General features: G+C 69.4%; 17 protein-coding genes. 11 read left to right on the top strand and 6 right to left on the bottom strand.

Features of this window, described 5'->3' with window-relative positions:
• Positions 1-120: 120 nt before the first annotated feature.
• The 4 genes from lipB (at position 121) to C4B68_RS29210 (ending at position 3,369) form a co-directional block, all read left to right on the top strand.
• Positions 121-921 carry a lipoyl(octanoyl) transferase LipB gene (gene lipB / locus C4B68_RS29225; RefSeq protein ID WP_099500890.1) on the top strand — a complete coding sequence of 267 codons (801 nt, stop codon included), beginning with the start codon at positions 121-123 and terminating at the stop codon, positions 919-921.
• A 130-nt stretch (positions 922-1,051) separates the two neighbouring features.
• The gene (gene lipA / locus C4B68_RS29220) at positions 1,052-2,017 is read left to right on the top strand and encodes a lipoyl synthase (protein ID WP_099500889.1); all 966 of its coding nucleotides are present in this window, start codon (positions 1,052-1,054) and stop codon (positions 2,015-2,017) included.
• Positions 2,018-2,388: 371 nt separating this feature from the next.
• Positions 2,389-2,586: an SCO2195 family GlnR-regulated protein gene (locus C4B68_RS29215; RefSeq protein ID WP_099500888.1), complete on the top strand. Its 198-nt coding sequence runs from the start codon at positions 2,389-2,391 to the stop codon at positions 2,584-2,586.
• Positions 2,587-2,667: 81 nt separating this feature from the next.
• Entirely contained in the window at positions 2,668-3,369 is a 702-nt protein-coding gene (locus C4B68_RS29210; protein ID WP_099500887.1) for a DUF4191 domain-containing protein, read from the top strand.
• Between the two features lie 109 nt (positions 3,370-3,478).
• On the opposite strand, the gene C4B68_RS29205 is transcribed toward C4B68_RS29210, so the two are convergent.
• The gene (locus tag C4B68_RS29205; RefSeq protein ID WP_099500886.1) at positions 3,479-3,946 is read right to left on the bottom strand and encodes an RDD family protein; all 468 of its coding nucleotides are present in this window, start codon (positions 3,944-3,946) and stop codon (positions 3,479-3,481) included.
• A gap of 199 nt (positions 3,947-4,145) precedes the next feature.
• Here C4B68_RS29205 and glnA point away from each other — a divergent pair, with 199 nt between their 5' ends.
• The gene (gene glnA, locus C4B68_RS29200) at positions 4,146-5,555 is read left to right on the top strand and encodes a type I glutamate--ammonia ligase (RefSeq protein ID WP_099500885.1); all 1,410 of its coding nucleotides are present in this window, start codon (positions 4,146-4,148) and stop codon (positions 5,553-5,555) included.
• 90 nt (positions 5,556-5,645) lie between these two features.
• Here the strand turns inward: glnA and C4B68_RS42530 are convergent, their stop codons facing one another.
• Positions 5,646-5,933 carry a hypothetical protein gene (locus tag C4B68_RS42530; protein WP_180289220.1) on the bottom strand — a complete coding sequence of 96 codons (288 nt, stop codon included), beginning with the start codon at positions 5,931-5,933 and terminating at the stop codon, positions 5,646-5,648.
• Positions 5,934-6,387: 454 nt separating this feature from the next.
• On the opposite strand from C4B68_RS42530, the gene htpX reads away from it, so the two are divergent.
• Complete coding sequence (htpX, locus tag C4B68_RS29190) at positions 6,388-7,308, top strand: zinc metalloprotease HtpX (protein ID WP_099501161.1); 921 nt, start codon at positions 6,388-6,390, stop codon at positions 7,306-7,308.
• 2 nt (positions 7,309-7,310) lie between these two features.
• Positions 7,311-7,895 carry a PspA-associated protein PspAB gene (gene pspAB / locus C4B68_RS29185; RefSeq protein ID WP_099500884.1) on the top strand — a complete coding sequence of 195 codons (585 nt, stop codon included), beginning with the start codon at positions 7,311-7,313 and terminating at the stop codon, positions 7,893-7,895.
• A gap of 135 nt (positions 7,896-8,030) precedes the next feature.
• Here pspAB and C4B68_RS29175 read toward each other — a convergent pair whose 3' ends face one another.
• The 4 genes from C4B68_RS29175 to C4B68_RS29160 all read right to left on the bottom strand — a co-directional run bounded on the left by C4B68_RS29175 (position 8,031) and on the right by C4B68_RS29160 (position 11,085).
• On the bottom strand, positions 8,031-8,339 hold the full coding sequence (locus tag C4B68_RS29175) for a hypothetical protein (RefSeq protein WP_099500883.1): 309 nt from the start codon (positions 8,337-8,339) through the stop codon (positions 8,031-8,033).
• 373 nt (positions 8,340-8,712) lie between these two features.
• The gene (locus tag C4B68_RS29170; RefSeq protein ID WP_240634519.1) at positions 8,713-10,071 is read right to left on the bottom strand and encodes a DUF2252 domain-containing protein; all 1,359 of its coding nucleotides are present in this window, start codon (positions 10,069-10,071) and stop codon (positions 8,713-8,715) included.
• Positions 10,072-10,076: 5 nt separating this feature from the next.
• A complete protein-coding gene (locus C4B68_RS29165) occupies positions 10,077-10,553 on the bottom strand; it encodes a hypothetical protein (protein WP_240634518.1) in 477 nt (158 codons plus the stop codon).
• A 217-nt stretch (positions 10,554-10,770) separates the two neighbouring features.
• Positions 10,771-11,085 carry a hypothetical protein gene (locus tag C4B68_RS29160; protein ID WP_099500881.1) on the bottom strand — a complete coding sequence of 105 codons (315 nt, stop codon included), beginning with the start codon at positions 11,083-11,085 and terminating at the stop codon, positions 10,771-10,773.
• A gap of 263 nt (positions 11,086-11,348) precedes the next feature.
• Here C4B68_RS29160 and C4B68_RS29155 point away from each other — a divergent pair, with 263 nt between their 5' ends.
• The 4 genes from C4B68_RS29155 (at position 11,349) to glnII (ending at position 14,828) form a co-directional block, all read left to right on the top strand.
• Positions 11,349-11,708: an arsenate reductase family protein gene (locus tag C4B68_RS29155; RefSeq protein ID WP_180289219.1), complete on the top strand. Its 360-nt coding sequence runs from the start codon at positions 11,349-11,351 to the stop codon at positions 11,706-11,708.
• Between the two features lie 58 nt (positions 11,709-11,766).
• Positions 11,767-12,726, top strand: coding sequence for a hypothetical protein (locus C4B68_RS29150; protein WP_240634517.1), 960 nt, complete (start codon positions 11,767-11,769; stop codon positions 12,724-12,726).
• 132 nt (positions 12,727-12,858) lie between these two features.
• Complete coding sequence (locus tag C4B68_RS29145) at positions 12,859-13,530, top strand: RlpA-like double-psi beta-barrel domain-containing protein (RefSeq protein ID WP_099500879.1); 672 nt, start codon at positions 12,859-12,861, stop codon at positions 13,528-13,530.
• 269 nt (positions 13,531-13,799) lie between these two features.
• On the top strand, positions 13,800-14,828 hold the full coding sequence (gene glnII / locus C4B68_RS29140) for a glutamine synthetase (RefSeq protein WP_099500878.1): 1,029 nt from the start codon (positions 13,800-13,802) through the stop codon (positions 14,826-14,828).
• Positions 14,829-14,909: the final 81 nt, after the last annotated feature.

Here is a 14,909-nt window from a genome sequence, read left to right as displayed (position 1 = left end):
TTCCGGCCTCCATTCATCCGATCGTGTGAGGATTGCCCGTCCGGCTGACGGGAATCGGGCGGACGTACAGTGGCGTGAGCGCATGACATGCCTGACACACGTTCGAGGGAGGCGCTTGCCGTGAGTGAGCTGCGGTTCGTCCGCATGGGATTCGGTGCCGAGGCCGTCGAGTACCAGGAGGCGTGGGACGAGCAGCGCCGTGTGCACGCCGCCCGCTTCCTGGACGAGGCCCCCGACACCTGTCTGCTCCTGGAGCATCCGCCGGTCTACACCGCGGGCCGACGGACGGCGGACGACGAGCGGCCCCTCGACGGCACGCCCGTCATCGACGTGGACCGTGGCGGCAAGATCACCTGGCACGGTCCCGGCCAGCTGGTGGGCTATCCGATCCTGAAGCTGCCTCGGCCGGTGGACGTCGTAGCACATGTACGGCGCCTTGAAGAGGCACTTATCCGGACGTGTACGGAATTCGGTCTGGAGACCAGCCGGGTCGAGGGCCGCAGCGGGGTCTGGGTGCTCGGGGACCCGGTCGAGCAGCGTGCCTCGCTCGGCGGCCTCTCCCTGGACTTCGATCCGCGGCTGCGGGACGACGAGGAGTTCGACCCCCGGCTCAACGGGCCGGAGTACGCGCCGTCCAACGCGGGGCAGCGCCGCGAGGACCGCAAGATCGCCGCGATCGGTATCCGCGTCGCGAAGGGCGTCACGATGCATGGTTTCGCGCTGAACGTGAACCCGGACAACGTGTGGTTCGACCGGATCATCCCGTGCGGGATTCGTGACGCCGGCGTCACCTCTCTCGCGAACGAGCTGGGGCGCGATGTCACCATCGGTGAGGCCCTGCCGGTGGCGGAGAAGCACCTCCGGGATGTGCTGGAGAACGCGGAGCTGAAGCCGCGCGTTGTGGAACGGGCGTCGGCTTAGGGCGGCAGCGGGGGCGAAAAACACCACCGGGAATGCGCCCCCGTTCCCGAAGGTTGGCCACCACGGGGGCCGAGAACCGTACGGGCGTACCCTGGTGGACGCCGAAGAATCGAAGCTACAGGGAGCCGATGTGTCCGCAGTCGCACCCGACGGACGCAAGATGCTGCGCCTGGAGGTCCGGAACAGCCAGACCCCCATCGAGCGCAAGCCCGAGTGGATCAAGACCCGGGCGAAAATGGGCCCCGAGTACACGAAGATGCAGGGCCTCGTGAAGAGCGAGGGCCTGCACACGGTCTGCCAGGAGGCGGGCTGTCCCAACATCTACGAGTGCTGGGAAGACCGCGAGGCGACCTTCCTCATCGGCGGCGACCAGTGCACGAGGCGCTGCGACTTCTGCCAGATCGACACCGGCAAGCCCGAGGCGCTCGACCGTGACGAACCGCGCCGCGTCGGCGAGTCCGTCGTCACGATGGACCTGAACTACGCGACCATCACCGGCGTCGCCCGCGACGACCTGGAGGACGGCGGCGCCTGGCTGTACGCCGAGACCGTACGCCAGATCCACGAGCAGACCGCCGGCCGCGAGGGCGGCCGCACCAAGGTCGAACTCCTCGCCCCCGACTTCAACGCCGTACCGGAGCTGCTGGCCGAGGTCTTCGCCTCGCGCCCCGAGGTCTTCGCGCACAACGTCGAGACCGTCCCGCGGATCTTCAAGCGCATCCGCCCCGGCTTCCGCTACGGGCGCTCGCTCAAGGTCATCACCGACGCCCGGGACTACGGTCTGGTCACGAAGTCGAACCTGATCCTCGGCATGGGCGAGACCCGCGAAGAGGTCAGCGAGGCGCTCCAGCAGCTGCACGAGGCGGGCTGCGAGCTCATCACGATCACCCAGTACCTGCGCCCCTCCGTGCGCCACCACCCCGTGGAGCGCTGGGTCAAGCCGCAGGAGTTCGTGGAGCTGAAGGAGGAGGCCGAGGAGATCGGCTTCTCCGGCGTCATGTCCGGCCCGCTGGTCCGCTCCTCGTACCGCGCCGGCCGCCTGTACCAGATGGCCGTCGAGAAGCGAGGCGCGTACGTCGCCTCGCAGGCGGTCTGAGGCAACAGGCGGGACAACGCGGAAAGCGACGCGAGACGGCGCGCACAACGGCGTACGGCGGCGTCCGGCCCGTACGGCCGAACGCGGTCCGACACGCCGTACAACCCGGGCGGTGGCACTCAGTGCCACCGCCCGGGTGTGAATCGGCACACAAGCAACTCCCTCTCCGCAGCGGCCCGTTCGATGCGGTGGCGACCGTCCTCGCAGATGGGAACGGTGTCAGGGCGGCGTCAGGGTCGGCACCCGTCACATCAAGGTTTCATTGGTGTTTGACCGGTCGGTCACGCCCTGGTAACACCAATCAGTGACACTCGTCTCACGCCCCGTACCACCCCAGCCCGAGCCGCCGAACCCTAGGGGGGACCTCCATCATGCAGGCCGCGCCGGTACGCGCCACCGCTATCCCGTCGTTCACCGATGCACTCCGTGCCGTCGAGTCGCTCCTCATGAGCGGCGGTCAGCGCACGGCCCGCCGCAATGCCTGGACCTCCGTCCTGGAGGACCGCCGCCGTGCCAAGGACCGGGTCGAGGCGCAGCGCGTGCTGGAATCCGTCGCGACACGTCCGTAACGACCCCTCCCCCAGCACCGCGGCCCCGCTCCCCCGGTACTGCCGTCGTCGACGCCTCCCGGGCCACGTAGACTTCGTGGCATGGCGAGGAAGGAAACCGCAGCGGACGCTGCTGAACCCGGGCGACTCAAGCAGATCGCCCTGACTTACAAGATGACCCGCAAGGCCGACCCCAAGATCGGTCTTGTACTCGCGGCTGTCGGAATCGTCACCCTCGGTGTCTTCCTCGCGATCGGCTTCTTGATCGGCCACCCGGTCTATGCCGGCATTCTCGGGCTTCTGCTCGCCTTCCTCGCGACGGCGATCGTCTTCGGGCGCAGGGCCGAGCGCGCGGCCTTCGGGCAGATGGAGGGACAGCCGGGCGCCGCCGCGGCCGTTCTCGACAACATCGGCCGAGGCTGGACCACGACCCCGGCGGTGGCGATGAACCGCAGCCAGGACGTGGTGCACCGCGCGGTCGGCAAAGCCGGCATCGTGCTGGTCGCCGAGGGCAACCCGAACCGGGTGAAGAGCCTGCTGGCCGCCGAGAAGAAGAAGATGGCGCGGATCGTCTCGGACGTCCCGGTGCACGACATCCTCGTGGGCACCGGCGAGGACCAGGTGGAGCTCAAGAAGCTCCGCACGACGATGCTGAAGCTCCCGCGCGTCCTGTCCGGCCCGCAGGTCACCACGACCAACGACCGGCTGCGCGCGATGGGCGACCTGATGAGCAACATGCCGCTCCCGAAGGGTCCGATGCCCAAGGGCATGCGGATGCCGCGCGGCGGGCCGAAGACCCGCTGACACCCCTCCTACGAGTCGTACGACGATGGGGGCGCCGGAGATTTCCGGCGCCCCCATCGTCGTACGAGGCGACAGGACGGCGACAGGACCTGGATCCGTACTTCCCCGGCTAGATCCGCACTTCCACGGTGCGTGCGAGGCGGTCGTGCATGCCCCGGCCGTCGCGGTCCCAGATGAGGGCCGGGAGGGCGAGGAACAGCAGGACCGTGCGGAGCAGAACGCGCAGCGGATGGACGCGGCCTGTGTCCAGGCCGACCACCCGCAGTCCGAAGAGCCGCTTGCCGGGGGTGGAGCCGATCGTGCCCACCGTGAGGACGATCAGCACGAAGAGGATGAGCGGTGCCCAGACCTGGGCCGCCCGGTAGTAGCTGTCCGCGATCAGGCCGTATGCGATCAAGAGGCACAGGCCCCAGTCGACGGCCAGGGCACCCAGCCGCCGTCCCGGGCGGGCGATCGAGCCCGGCCCCTCTTCCGGCAGACCGAGCTGTTCGCCCCGGTATCCGAAGTCGACACCGGCTTCCTCCGCGGCCGCGCGGGGGCCGGAGAGCCACGATCCGATTGCTTGCCTGTTGTCCACCCGTCCACGGTACTGCTCCCGTTTTGGCATACGGACAGGAGGGGCCCGGCAGGCGGGGGTCGGTTAACTTGGGTGAAACAAATGGGTCACGCTGGAGAAATCACCCGTCCCTAGTGTCGGCCTCAGCGTGTGCCACCGCACTGGCCGCACAACCGAACTACCACCCCGGTCCACTGTGGGCGGGAGTAGGAGGAGCTGGATGTTCCAGAACGCCGACGAGGCCAAGAAGTTCATCGCGGATGAGGACGTCAAGTTCATCGACGTCCGCTTCTGCGACCTGCCGGGTGTTATGCAGCACTTCACGGTACCGGCGGAGGCCTTCGACCCGGCCGAGGAGCTCGCGTTCGACGGCTCCTCGATCCGCGGCTTCCAGGCCATCCACGAGTCCGACATGGCGCTCCGCGCCGACCTGTCCACCGCGCGCGTCGACCCCTTCCGCCGCGACAAGACGGTCAACATCAACTTCTTCATCCACGACCCGATCACGGGCGAGCAGTACTCCCGTGACCCGCGCAACGTGGCGAAGAAGGCCGAGGCCTACCTCGCGTCGACCGGTATCGCCGACACCGCGTACTTCGGCCCCGAGGCCGAGTTCTACGTGTTCGACAGCGTGCGCTTCGACACCAAGTCGAACGAGGCCTTCTACCACATCGACTCCGAGGCCGGCGCCTGGAACACCGGTGCCATCGAGGACAACCGCGGTTACAAGGTCCGCTACAAGGGCGGCTACTTCCCGACCCCGCCGGTCGACCACTTCGCCGACCTGCGTGCCGAGATCTCCCTGGAGCTGGCCAACTCCGGCCTCCAGGTCGAGCGCCAGCACCACGAGGTGGGCACCGCCGGCCAGGCCGAGATCAACTACAGGTTCAACACGCTGCTCGCCGCGGCCGACGACCTGATGCTCTTCAAGTACATCGTGAAGAACGTCGCCTGGCGCAACGGCAAGACCGCGACCTTCATGCCGAAGCCGATCTTCGGCGACAACGGCTCGGGCATGCACGTCCACCAGTCGCTGTGGACGGGCGGCGACCCGCTGTTCTACGACGAGGCGGGCTACGCGGGCCTCTCGGACACCGCCCGCTACTACATCGGCGGCATCCTCAAGCACGCCCCGTCGCTGCTGGCCTTCACCAACCCGACGGTGAACTCGTACCACCGTCTGGTCCCCGGCTTCGAGGCTCCGATCAACCTGGTGTACTCGCAGCGCAACCGCTCCGCGGCCATGCGTATCCCGATCACCGGCTCGAACCCGAAGGCCAAGCGCGTCGAGTTCCGTGCGCCCGACTCCTCCGGCAACCCGTACCTGGCCTTCTCGGCGCTGCTGCTCGCGGGCCTCGACGGCATCAAGAACAAGGTCGAGCCGGCCGAGCCGATCGACAAGGACCTCTACGAGCTGGCCCCCGAGGAGCACGCGGGCGTCGCCCAGGTCCCGACGTCGCTCCCGGCCGTCCTCGACTCCCTCGAGGCCGACCACGAGTTCCTGCTCCAGGGCGACGTCTTCACGTCCGACCTGATCGAGACCTGGATCGACTACAAGCGCACCAACGAGATCGCCCCGCTCCAGCTGCGCCCGCACCCGCACGAGTTCGAGCTGTACTACGACGTCTAAAGACGACGTCCGCGGAATCCGGGGCCGTCAGGCACTACGCGGAGGGCCGCCACCTGAACACTTCAGGTGGCGGCCCTCCGCCGTGCTGCGTCAGGGCACCACAACGACTACGACGCCATTGCGGTTGAAGTTGTCGTAGCCGTACGGGTAGTAGCCGTAGCCGCCGTAGCCGCCATAGCCGCCATAGCCATAGCCATAGCCGCCGAAGCCGTAGCAGTTGTTGCCGAACCCGCCACGGCCGTAGTCACAGCCATGGGTGGGAACCTGGGTCGGGGCGGCTGCCGAGGCCGTACCTGCTGCGCCGATCGCGGCGCCGCCGGCCATCAGAACGCCGACGGCGGACATCGCGATGAGACGCCTCGCGCGTTGTGCCTTCATGGATTAATCCTCCCTCCACCCCCTCGTGCGGTCTTTCGAGGCACGAGACGGATGGCAGATGGCCGCGGGGCCGCAGCGGAAATGCCGGGCGCGGTAGTCGCCTGCGTACGAGGAGCACGTTGAAGCCGACGACGCGTCCATGACATCGGGCTGTGGGTCCCCCGTGAACAGGGATTTCGTCGGCAGCGGGCGTACCCCTGCAGTGCGGCTCTCTTCATTTAGGGCTGATCGCCACGCAAGGCTGATCGCCCATCGATAAAGGCTGGTCGCCCTTCGACGACTAAAAGGCTAGTCGCCCATCGACCACTCAGCATCTCGGGCGAAAAGAGCAGGTGGCCTTTGCCTGTCCCAGGGCTGGCCGGGACCGCTTCATGGGCATCCGCAGGTGCACACTGGACAGCGGGACGAGTGCCTTGATAGGGCGGGATGACTGCCTAGGTGCGAGGTGATGCAGATGCAGAGCCGGTTCCAGAGCGATCGACGGCTGACCGTGCGGATGACGGTCACGTTGTTTCTGCTCGGATTGCTGTACGTGGCCTTCGTCGCCGCGTTGATCGTGCTGCTGAAGTCCTGGGTGCTGGTCGTCGTGATCGCGGCGGGGCTGCTCGGCGCGCAGTACTGGTTCTCGGACCGGATCGCGCTGTTCGCCATGCACGGGCGGATCGTGGAGCGGGAGGAGTCTCCGCGGCTGCACGGGGTCGTGGACCGGCTGTGTGCCGTGGCCGACATGCCCAAGCCGCTCGTCGCCGTCTCCGACCTGGACATGCCCAACGCGTTCGCCACGGGACGGAACGCCGATCATGCCGTGCTGTGTGTGACCACCGGGCTGCTGCGGCGCCTGGAGCCCCATGAGCTCGAAGGCGTGCTCGCGCACGAGCTGTCGCATGTGGCGCACAAAGATGTCGCCGTGATCACCGTGGCGTCGTTCCTCGGGGTGCTCGCGGGGCTGATCGTGCGGTTCGCCTTCTACTCGCAGCTCCTCGGCGGGGGGCGGAGGGATCAGAACACGGCCCTCGTGTTCATGGCCGTCATGACGGTCTCCGCGGCCGTCTATGCGATCAGCTTCCTGCTCATCCGGGCCCTGTCCCGGTATCGCGAGCTGGCCGCCGACCGTGCCGCGGCACTGCTCACCGGACGGCCCTCGGCGCTGGCGTCCGCGCTGACCAAGGTCACCGGGGACATCGCCAGGATCCCGACGAAGGATCTCCGGACGGCGCAGGCGTTCAACGCCTTCTACTTCACGCCCGCCTTCGGCTCCGAGCCGGGCATCTCCAAGCTGTTCTCCACCCACCCGAGCCTGGAGCAGCGGCTTGAACAACTGGCCCGGATATCCGCCGAGTTGGGCGAGCCCGCGACGCCCGGGAAGGCCGTCTGAGCATGGGGTTCCTGGACATCCTGCTTGGCCGTACCAAAGCCGTCGCGCCCGATCTCGACCGGCTCTTCGGGCTGCCGTCGGCGGCCCTGACCCTCCAGGCGGCCGCCGGGTTCACGCCGACCGGGACGGGTGCGGTGTGCTGCGCGAGCGTCGAGGGCGCGGCCTTCGCGGAGGCGCACGGGGAGGTGCGGCAGCTGCTCGACGCGGACGCGGAGCGCACGGGGCCGCCGGTGGAGGTCACCCGTGACGAGTACGGGTACGCGTGGCTGGTCTCCCGAAGGGCACCCGATGACCTGCCCGCCCTGGTGAGCGATCTGCACGCGGTCAACAGCGCGCTGGAGGCGGGCGGCTTCGGCCCGCAGCTGCTCTGCTCCGTCGTGGGATTCCAGGATTCCGGGCAGCGGCGGCTCGGGCTCGTCTATCTCTACAAGCGCGGGAACTTCTATCCCTTCGCGCCGCTGGCCGGTGCGGGCCGGCGGCGCGACAACGCGCTGGAGCTGCAGATCAAGGCCGCACTCGCCGACGATCTGCGGATCGAGCAGGACCTCGGCCGCTGGTTCCCGATCTGGGGCGCGCCCGGTCTGTGAACCGGTGGCCCGCCCGGTCTGTGAACCGGTGCCCCGCCCGGTCTGTGAACCGGTGCCCCGCCCGGTCTGTGAACCGGTGCCCCGCCCGGTCTGTGAACCGGCGCCCCGCCCGGTCTGTGAACCGGTGGCCAGCGGCTAGCTCTGTTCGCGTCCCTGGCGGCGGGACTCCAGGGGGCGCTCGCGGCGGTAGCGGCGCTCCCACTTCGCCTGCCGGTCACGGCGGTCGCGGTACGCCCTGTACGTCGCAGGCCCGGAGGCCGGGGCGGAGCCGCCGCTCGACGAGGATCCCGATGCGGAGCCGCCGCTCGACGAGGAGGCCGAGGACGAGTCACGCCCGTACTGCAGGTACATGAAGAGCACGCCGACCGCGGCGAGCCACCAGATGTGATTGCCGAATCCTAAGACGACCAGGACAACAGTCCCGGAAATGACGATGGTGCCCATGACGGGCCTCCGTGGGCGTGGGTGATGACTGGATGTGTCGGGTAGATCCGACGGGGCGCTGGGGGTGGGCGGCCGCCAGTCGGTGCGAAGAGAGTAACTCTGAGTCCGCCGGGTGATGCCGGTCCGGCGGAAAGCGGTGGTGAGCCGCTCCGTAACGCGTGTCCAGCGTAGGGGAGCCGTCACTCCGCGTGCATCTCCTTTTCTCGCGCCCGGGAGCCGGGCGGCGGCGCGGGGCGGGGCGGCGTGATCGAACCGCCCCTCCCGGCGCCGAGGCGTGGCCGATTCCGTTCGGGGACGACGGGGACGGGCGGCTCGGGGCTTATGTGGAGGGGGTGTTGCAGCTGTACGGCGAGGGCTGCGGCGCGGCCGGCGGTCAGACTCCCGGATGCGCTGGGACCACGCCCGCCGCCACGGCCGCGATCAGCGCCGCGTGGTCGGCCGCGTTCTGGTCCGCGTAGCGCAGCGCGAAGTCCGCGACGGCGCGGTCGAAGGTGTCGGCGCCGCCGAGGTACGCGGCGATCGCGATGCGGTCGCCGGAACGGGCGTGGGCGCGGGCCAGCGCGGTGCCGCACAGCCGGGCGTAGTTCCGCAGTTCTTGGGGACTCATGCCCCCGACCTCCGCGGAGCCCTTCATGTCGCGCAGCTGACGCCAGTAGAACGCCCGTCCCTCCGGCCCGGTCATCCAGCCGAGGAAGATGTCGCTCGCGGCCTGGAGCAGCCGCTGACCCGCGACGACCCGATGCCCAGGATGGACGTACGGGCCGCTGGGCAGATGCTCTTCCAGCACGGACTTGCGCGCCTCCTTGATCTGCAGGAACAGCGGGTCGTCCGCGTCCCGCCCGGCGAGCAGCACGATGAAGCAGCGGGTGCCGACGCTGCCGACGCCGACGACCTTGCGGGCGGCGTCGACGAAGCGGTAGCGGTCGAGGAGGAGACGGCGCTCCTCGGAGAGCGTGGAGCGGTAGTCGCTGAAGATCTTGCGGAGCGAGGCCATGTCGGGGGCTCCGGCCGGTTCCAGCAGGGGCGGGTCCTGGACGATGCGGCGGCGTCCGTCGACGGTCTCGGTGAGTTTGCCCAGCGCGTGCAGGCTGGTACGGCGGTGGACGCGGGTCAGGTTCGACTCGACGCGCCCCCGGCGGCGGGCGGCGCGGACCAGCGGGAGCATCTGCTCGGCGTCGATGCGCTCGTACCAGGCGGCCAGTTCGCCCTGCGCGGCGAGCCGCCGTACGTGCTCGCGGTACGCGCCCGCCGCGGCCCGCGCCGCGCGGCGGACCTGTTCCTCGGTGTGCCCGTTCTCCCGGGCCGCGACCGCGACACTGGCCGCGAGCCGTTTGACGTCCCACTCGAAGGGGCCCGGAAACGTCTCGTCGAAGTCGTTGAGGTCGAAGAGCAGGGTGCGCTCCGGGGAGGCGTACAGGCCGAAGTTCAGGAGGTGCGCGTCGCCGCACAGCTGCACGGTGAGGCCGGTGTGCGGCTGGGCCGCCAGATCCGCGGCCATGACGGCGGCGGCACCGCGCAGGAACGCGAACGGCGACGCCGTCATCCGCCCGTACCGGATCGGCAGCAGCTCCGGCAGCCGGTCCCTGCCCTGCCGTTCCAGTACGGCGACGGGGTCGGGGCGGTGGGCCGAGGGGATCCATCCGGCGTGCGAGGAGCGGGAGGCGTGCTTGCGGGCCGCCTTACCCTGGGCGGCACGGTCCGCCGGGGCGGCCGTGGCACCGTTGTGCACCACGGCCGTCAGTGCCGCACGGCTCGGGCGACGTCGGCCGTGACGTCGCCCGAGAGGGTGCGGTTGCTGCGCGCGGTGGCGTCCTTGGAGGCGCCCGCCGCGACGTCGTCCACGGTGACGACGGCCGTGTCGAGGAGATTGCCGCCCTGGTCGCGGAAGTTGATCTGGACGGCGTACGACTTCTGCGAGGGCGCGGAGTTGGTGACGGTGAGCTTGGCGGTCGCACGCCCGGCGGAGTCGGTGGTCACCTGGCTGTCGAGCTTCACGTCGCCCTTGGCGTTCACGCCGGCCTTGATCTCGTCGAACTTCCGGCCGGCCTCGGCGGTCGCGGAGGCCAGCGCATCACCGGCCACCGACGCGGCGGACGCGGCCTGGGAAGCGGCCTCGGAAGGGCTGGTGTCGTCCGAACAGCCGGTCAGGGCCACGGCCAGGACCGCCGTCGCGGCCGCCGCCATGACCAGCGCTCGTATGCCATGCCTCTGCATCGCGTCTCCCGACGTGCTCCTCGTACGCCTCCGGTATCCGCTCCCCGGTCCTCAGTGAAGGTCGCGGACAGGGTGTACGCATGCCGGGCCCGGCGAATGGGTGAGACGGGCCGGAGACAGCCGCTCCGGCGTTTGGGGAGCGGGGGGTTGGGGGCCGAGCCCTCAGTGACGGGAAGGGGTAGGGGCGGCGGGGGCGGGAAACACCCCCGCCGACCGGTCAGCGGCTGTACCGCATCAACGCCCGGACCATGTGGCACGTGGTGTCCGACGGCGGGTGGACGCCGATGAGTTCCGCGGTGCTGCGTATCTTCTCGTTGCGCGCCTGGTTCGGCACGTACACGCCCAGGTCGAGCAGGGCGATGGCGAGACGCATGGCCTTGAGCCGGCGGTTGTGCGTGACGTACCACTCGCGGGGACGTCCGGGCGGCAGCGGACGCTTCTCCACCGGCTCGTACGGCAGGTCGAGCTGGACGGGACGTTTCGCGCTGGACTGGGTGGGCAGCGGCTTCGGCTTCAGTGCGGCAGCGGGCACAGGCATCCTCCTGTCGCGGTCAGGGCACCGTCCGGACTCCCCGGCGACACCCTCGAACACTGCTTCCAGTTTACTGCCCGGCACTGACATCGAGGGAGTCCCGACAGTCCATCAAAAGTCCAGGTCGGCAAGGGAATTGCCGCCGTGTCACACCAGGTCCGCGAGATGCGTGTGAGGTGTCAGTAATTCGAACAGAACCGACGGCGGTGGCAGCCGTCAGCGCAGCACCTCAGTAGCCAAAAGGTTCACGTAACGTGTGCGGCATGGAGATCTGGATCAACCCGGCCTGCTCGAAGTGCCGCAGCGCCCTCACCCTGCTCGACGCGGAGGGCGCCGACTACACCGTCCGCCGCTACCTGGAGGACGTACCGACCGAGGACGAGATCCGCGACGTACTCGATCGCCTCGGGCTCGAACCGTGGGACATCACCCGGACCCAAGAAGCCGTCGCCAAGGAGTTGGCGGTGAAGGAGTGGGCGAAGGACGCCGGTGCGCGGGAGCGGTGGATCAGGGCGCTCGCCGAGCATCCCAAGCTCATCCAGCGGCCGATCATCACCGCTGACGACGGGACGGCCGTCGTGGCCCGTACGGATGAGGCGGTACGGGACGCTCTGTCCCGTTAGCCGATGGTTTGCCGGGCGGCGGGAGTTCAGGGGGTGTGCACTGTTACCCTCCGCCGCCATGACCTTCGGTGATCAAGACATGCGGTATGGGACGCCCGGCTCGAACCCGGTGCCGGACCCTCACGCCCAGTGGACGCAGGACCCTCATGCCCAGTGGACCCAGGACCCTCACGCCCAGGGGACGCAGGCCTCTCACGCCCAGGGGACGCAAGACCCTCACGCCCAGGGGACGCAAGACCCGCACGCCCAGTGGGTGGCCGAGCAGGAGCGCATACGCAGGAGACGGCGCACCCGGCTCGCGGTGGCCGGCGGGGCGGGAGTGGTGCTCGTCGCCGCCATCGCCGCGGGTGTGGTGATGGCGGCGGGCGGCCCGGACGACGACAGCACCGGCGCGGCGGCCGCCCCGTCCCCGGCCGTCGCCTCCAGTACGCCGCCCGCCCCCTCCGTCTCCGTCGCCCTGCCCTCCAACGCCCCCACGGCGTTGCCCTCCCTGCTCGCCCGGCCGATCATCCGCCCCGAACAGGCGTTCCCGGAGACAAGCCTGCGGCTCGAGGACGGTTCCACGTACGAGCGCGTCGACCTGGCCACCACCACAGACTGCGCCCGCGGCATGTCGCCCGAGCTCGCCTCGCTGATCGACCAGGGCGAGGAGTGCTCGCGGTTGACCGCGGCCCTGTTCACGGACGCCGAGCGGCGCTCGCAGGTGACGGTCACCGTGCTGAGCTTCCGGCGCGCCGAGGACGCCTCTCGGGTGTTCGCGATGGCCTCCATGGATCCCGTGACGTATCAGGTGGTCTCGCTCGATCCACCCCCGGAGGCAGGGCTGCCGACCGTGCCGCCCGGTTCCGCCGGTGTCTTCCAGCGGCTGATGACGGTGCGTTCCGTGGTGTTCGCCAACGGTCAGTGGGGCGACGGCGCCGAGACCGGCGAGGAGGCGCTGACCAAGGAGACGGAAGGCCTGCTCCAGTACGTCAACGACAAGGTGGTGGCGTACGAGGAGGGGAAGAGCGGCGACTGACCGGGCCTTCAGCCGGCGCCTTCAACTGCCGTGTGACGTACGTTACTTCCGTGACTCCTGTAACCGTTGAGCAACCTCGTTCGGCATCTCGTACCTAGCGGCGTAACTCTCCCCCGCATCCAGGAGGCCCGCATGTCGCGTAGGAGAACGCTCGGTACGAAGAAGAAGATCGCGCTGCTGGTGAGCGCGGCGGCGGTGGCGGGCGGCGGTGCCTTCGTCATGGCGAGTACCTCTAACGCCGCGCAGTCCGCGGCCGATTCGAACGTCTGCCAGGGACTGGCCACCGCGCTCGGCAACAACCAGAAGTTCATCGACGGCCAACGGGCCGCCCCCGACGCCCAGTCGGAGGCCCGGATCGCCAACCGCGAGGCCGTCATCGAGCAGATCAAGGTGCAGCAGAAGGCCTCCGGTTGCACGGTTGGGGAGTCGGCTCAGGGCTCCCAGACCGCCCCGCAGCCGGCCCAGCCCGCCCAGCCGCCCGCGCAGTCGGCTCCCGCGGAGGCGGCTCCCGCGCCGTCCGCACCCGCGGACAACGCCGGTGGCGGCGCCGCCGCCGGTGAGCAGGTCTGCGTCGGTTCGACCGTCACGCTCTCCGGTGAGGGCGGCGCCCCGGCCGCGTCCAGCAACCAGTTCCCTGTCGGGACGCAGCTCAAGGTCACCAACCTGGACAACAACAAGTCCACGACCGTCGAGGTCACCTCGGTCTCCGGCAGCTGCGCACTGCTGAACAACGCGGCGTTCGAGCAGGTCCGGGAGCCCGGCAAGTTCCTGATCCGCAAGGCCCGCATCGAGAAGGTGGGGTAACCACCGGACCGGGCTCGAAGGCCCTGCCGCTCCCGGCCGGGAGCGGCAGGGCCTTCGCCTGCGAGCCGCGCACGCTCCCGCGCGAACCGTCCCGTCACGCGGTGTCGCGTGACAACGGCACACACAGCCCAGGTAACACGGGGTTCACATTCGGGCAATGATCGGGAAATCGCCTGTTGACAGGCTGCCGGGCATCCAGCGGCGCCCCAGTGCCGCAGCGCCGCAGCACCCGCAAGTGCGCCTAGAGACCCACCCGAAGGATGAGGCCCGTGACCTTCAAGGCTGAGTACATCTGGATCGACGGCACCGAGCCGACGGCCAAGCTTCGTTCGAAGACGAAGATACTGGCCGACGACGCCAAGGGCGCCGAGCTGCCGATCTGGGGCTTCGACGGTTCCTCCACGAACCAGGCCGAGGGGCACGCCTCGGACCGCGTACTCAAGCCGGTCGCCACCTTCCCGGACCCGATCCGCGGCGGGGACGACGTCCTCGTCATGTGCGAGGTCCTGAACATCGACATGACGCCGCACACGTCCAACACCCGTGCCGCGCTGGCCGAGGTCGCGGAGAAGTTCGCCGCGCAGGAGCCGATCTTCGGCATCGAGCAGGAGTACACCTTCTTCGACGGTGAGCGCCCGCTCGGCTTCCCCGTCGGCGGCTTCCCGGCCCCCCAGGGCGGCTACTACTGCGGCGTCGGGGCGGACGAGATCTTCGGCCGTGACGTCGTCGAGGCGCACCTGGACAACTGCCTCAAGGCGGGCCTGGGCATCTCCGGCATCAACGCCGAGGTCATGCCCGGCCAGTGGGAGTTCCAGGTCGGCCCGCTGGCGCCGCTCGAGGTCGCCGACCAGCTGTGGGTGGCCCGCTGGCTGCTCTACCGCACCGCCGAGGACTTCGGCGTCTCCGCGACACTTGACCCGAAGCCGGTGAAGGGCGACTGGAACGGCGCGGGCGCGCACACCAACTTCTCCACCAAGGCGATGCGTGAGGGCTACGACGCGATCATCACCGCGTGCGAGTCGCTGGGCGAGGGCTCGAAGCCGCTCGACCACGTCAAGAACTACGGCGCCGGCATCGACGACCGCCTGACCGGTCTGCACGAGACCGCCCCGTGGAACGAGTACTCGTACGGCGTCTCCAACCGCGGCGCCTCGGTCCGCATCCCGTGGCAGGTCGAGAAGGACGGCAAGGGCTACATCGAGGACCGCCGCCCGAACGCCAACGTCGACCCGTACGTCGTGACGCGTCTGCTCGTGGACACCTGCTGCTCCGCCCTGGAGAAGGCCGGCCAGGTCTGATCCACCCTGCTTGACCCCGATGACCCTGTTTGACCGAGGGCGTCCACCGTCGTGGTGGGCGCCCTCTCGCGTGGTTGGTGA

The sequence above is a fragment of the Streptomyces dengpaensis genome (genome assembly GCF_002946835.1).
Classification (GTDB): domain Bacteria; phylum Actinomycetota; class Actinomycetes; order Streptomycetales; family Streptomycetaceae; genus Streptomyces; species Streptomyces dengpaensis.
This window is presented reverse-complemented; position numbering and strand designations above follow the sequence as displayed.

What these genes read in the sequence shown, in the direction of transcription:
- C4B68_RS29215 (WP_099500888.1), top strand. Translation starts at nt 2,389, where the DNA reads ATGCAGGCCGCGCCGGTACGCGCCACCGCTATCCCGTCGTTCACCGAT.
- C4B68_RS29210 (WP_099500887.1), top strand. Translation starts at nt 2,668, where the DNA reads ATGGCGAGGAAGGAAACCGCAGCGGACGCTGCTGAACCCGGGCGACTC.
- glnA (WP_099500885.1), top strand. Translation starts at nt 4,146, where the DNA reads ATGTTCCAGAACGCCGACGAGGCCAAGAAGTTCATCGCGGATGAGGAC.
- C4B68_RS42530 (WP_180289220.1), bottom strand. Translation starts at nt 5,933, where the DNA reads ATGAAGGCACAACGCGCGAGGCGTCTCATCGCGATGTCCGCCGTCGGC.
- htpX (WP_099501161.1), top strand. Translation starts at nt 6,388, where the DNA reads ATGCAGAGCCGGTTCCAGAGCGATCGACGGCTGACCGTGCGGATGACG.
- pspAB (WP_099500884.1), top strand. Translation starts at nt 7,311, where the DNA reads ATGGGGTTCCTGGACATCCTGCTTGGCCGTACCAAAGCCGTCGCGCCC.
- C4B68_RS29175 (WP_099500883.1), bottom strand. Translation starts at nt 8,339, where the DNA reads ATGGGCACCATCGTCATTTCCGGGACTGTTGTCCTGGTCGTCTTAGGA.
- C4B68_RS29165 (WP_240634518.1), bottom strand. Translation starts at nt 10,553, where the DNA reads ATGCAGAGGCATGGCATACGAGCGCTGGTCATGGCGGCGGCCGCGACG.
- C4B68_RS29155 (WP_180289219.1), top strand. Translation starts at nt 11,349, where the DNA reads ATGGAGATCTGGATCAACCCGGCCTGCTCGAAGTGCCGCAGCGCCCTC.
- C4B68_RS29150 (WP_240634517.1), top strand. Translation starts at nt 11,767, where the DNA reads ATGACCTTCGGTGATCAAGACATGCGGTATGGGACGCCCGGCTCGAAC.
- C4B68_RS29145 (WP_099500879.1), top strand. Translation starts at nt 12,859, where the DNA reads ATGTCGCGTAGGAGAACGCTCGGTACGAAGAAGAAGATCGCGCTGCTG.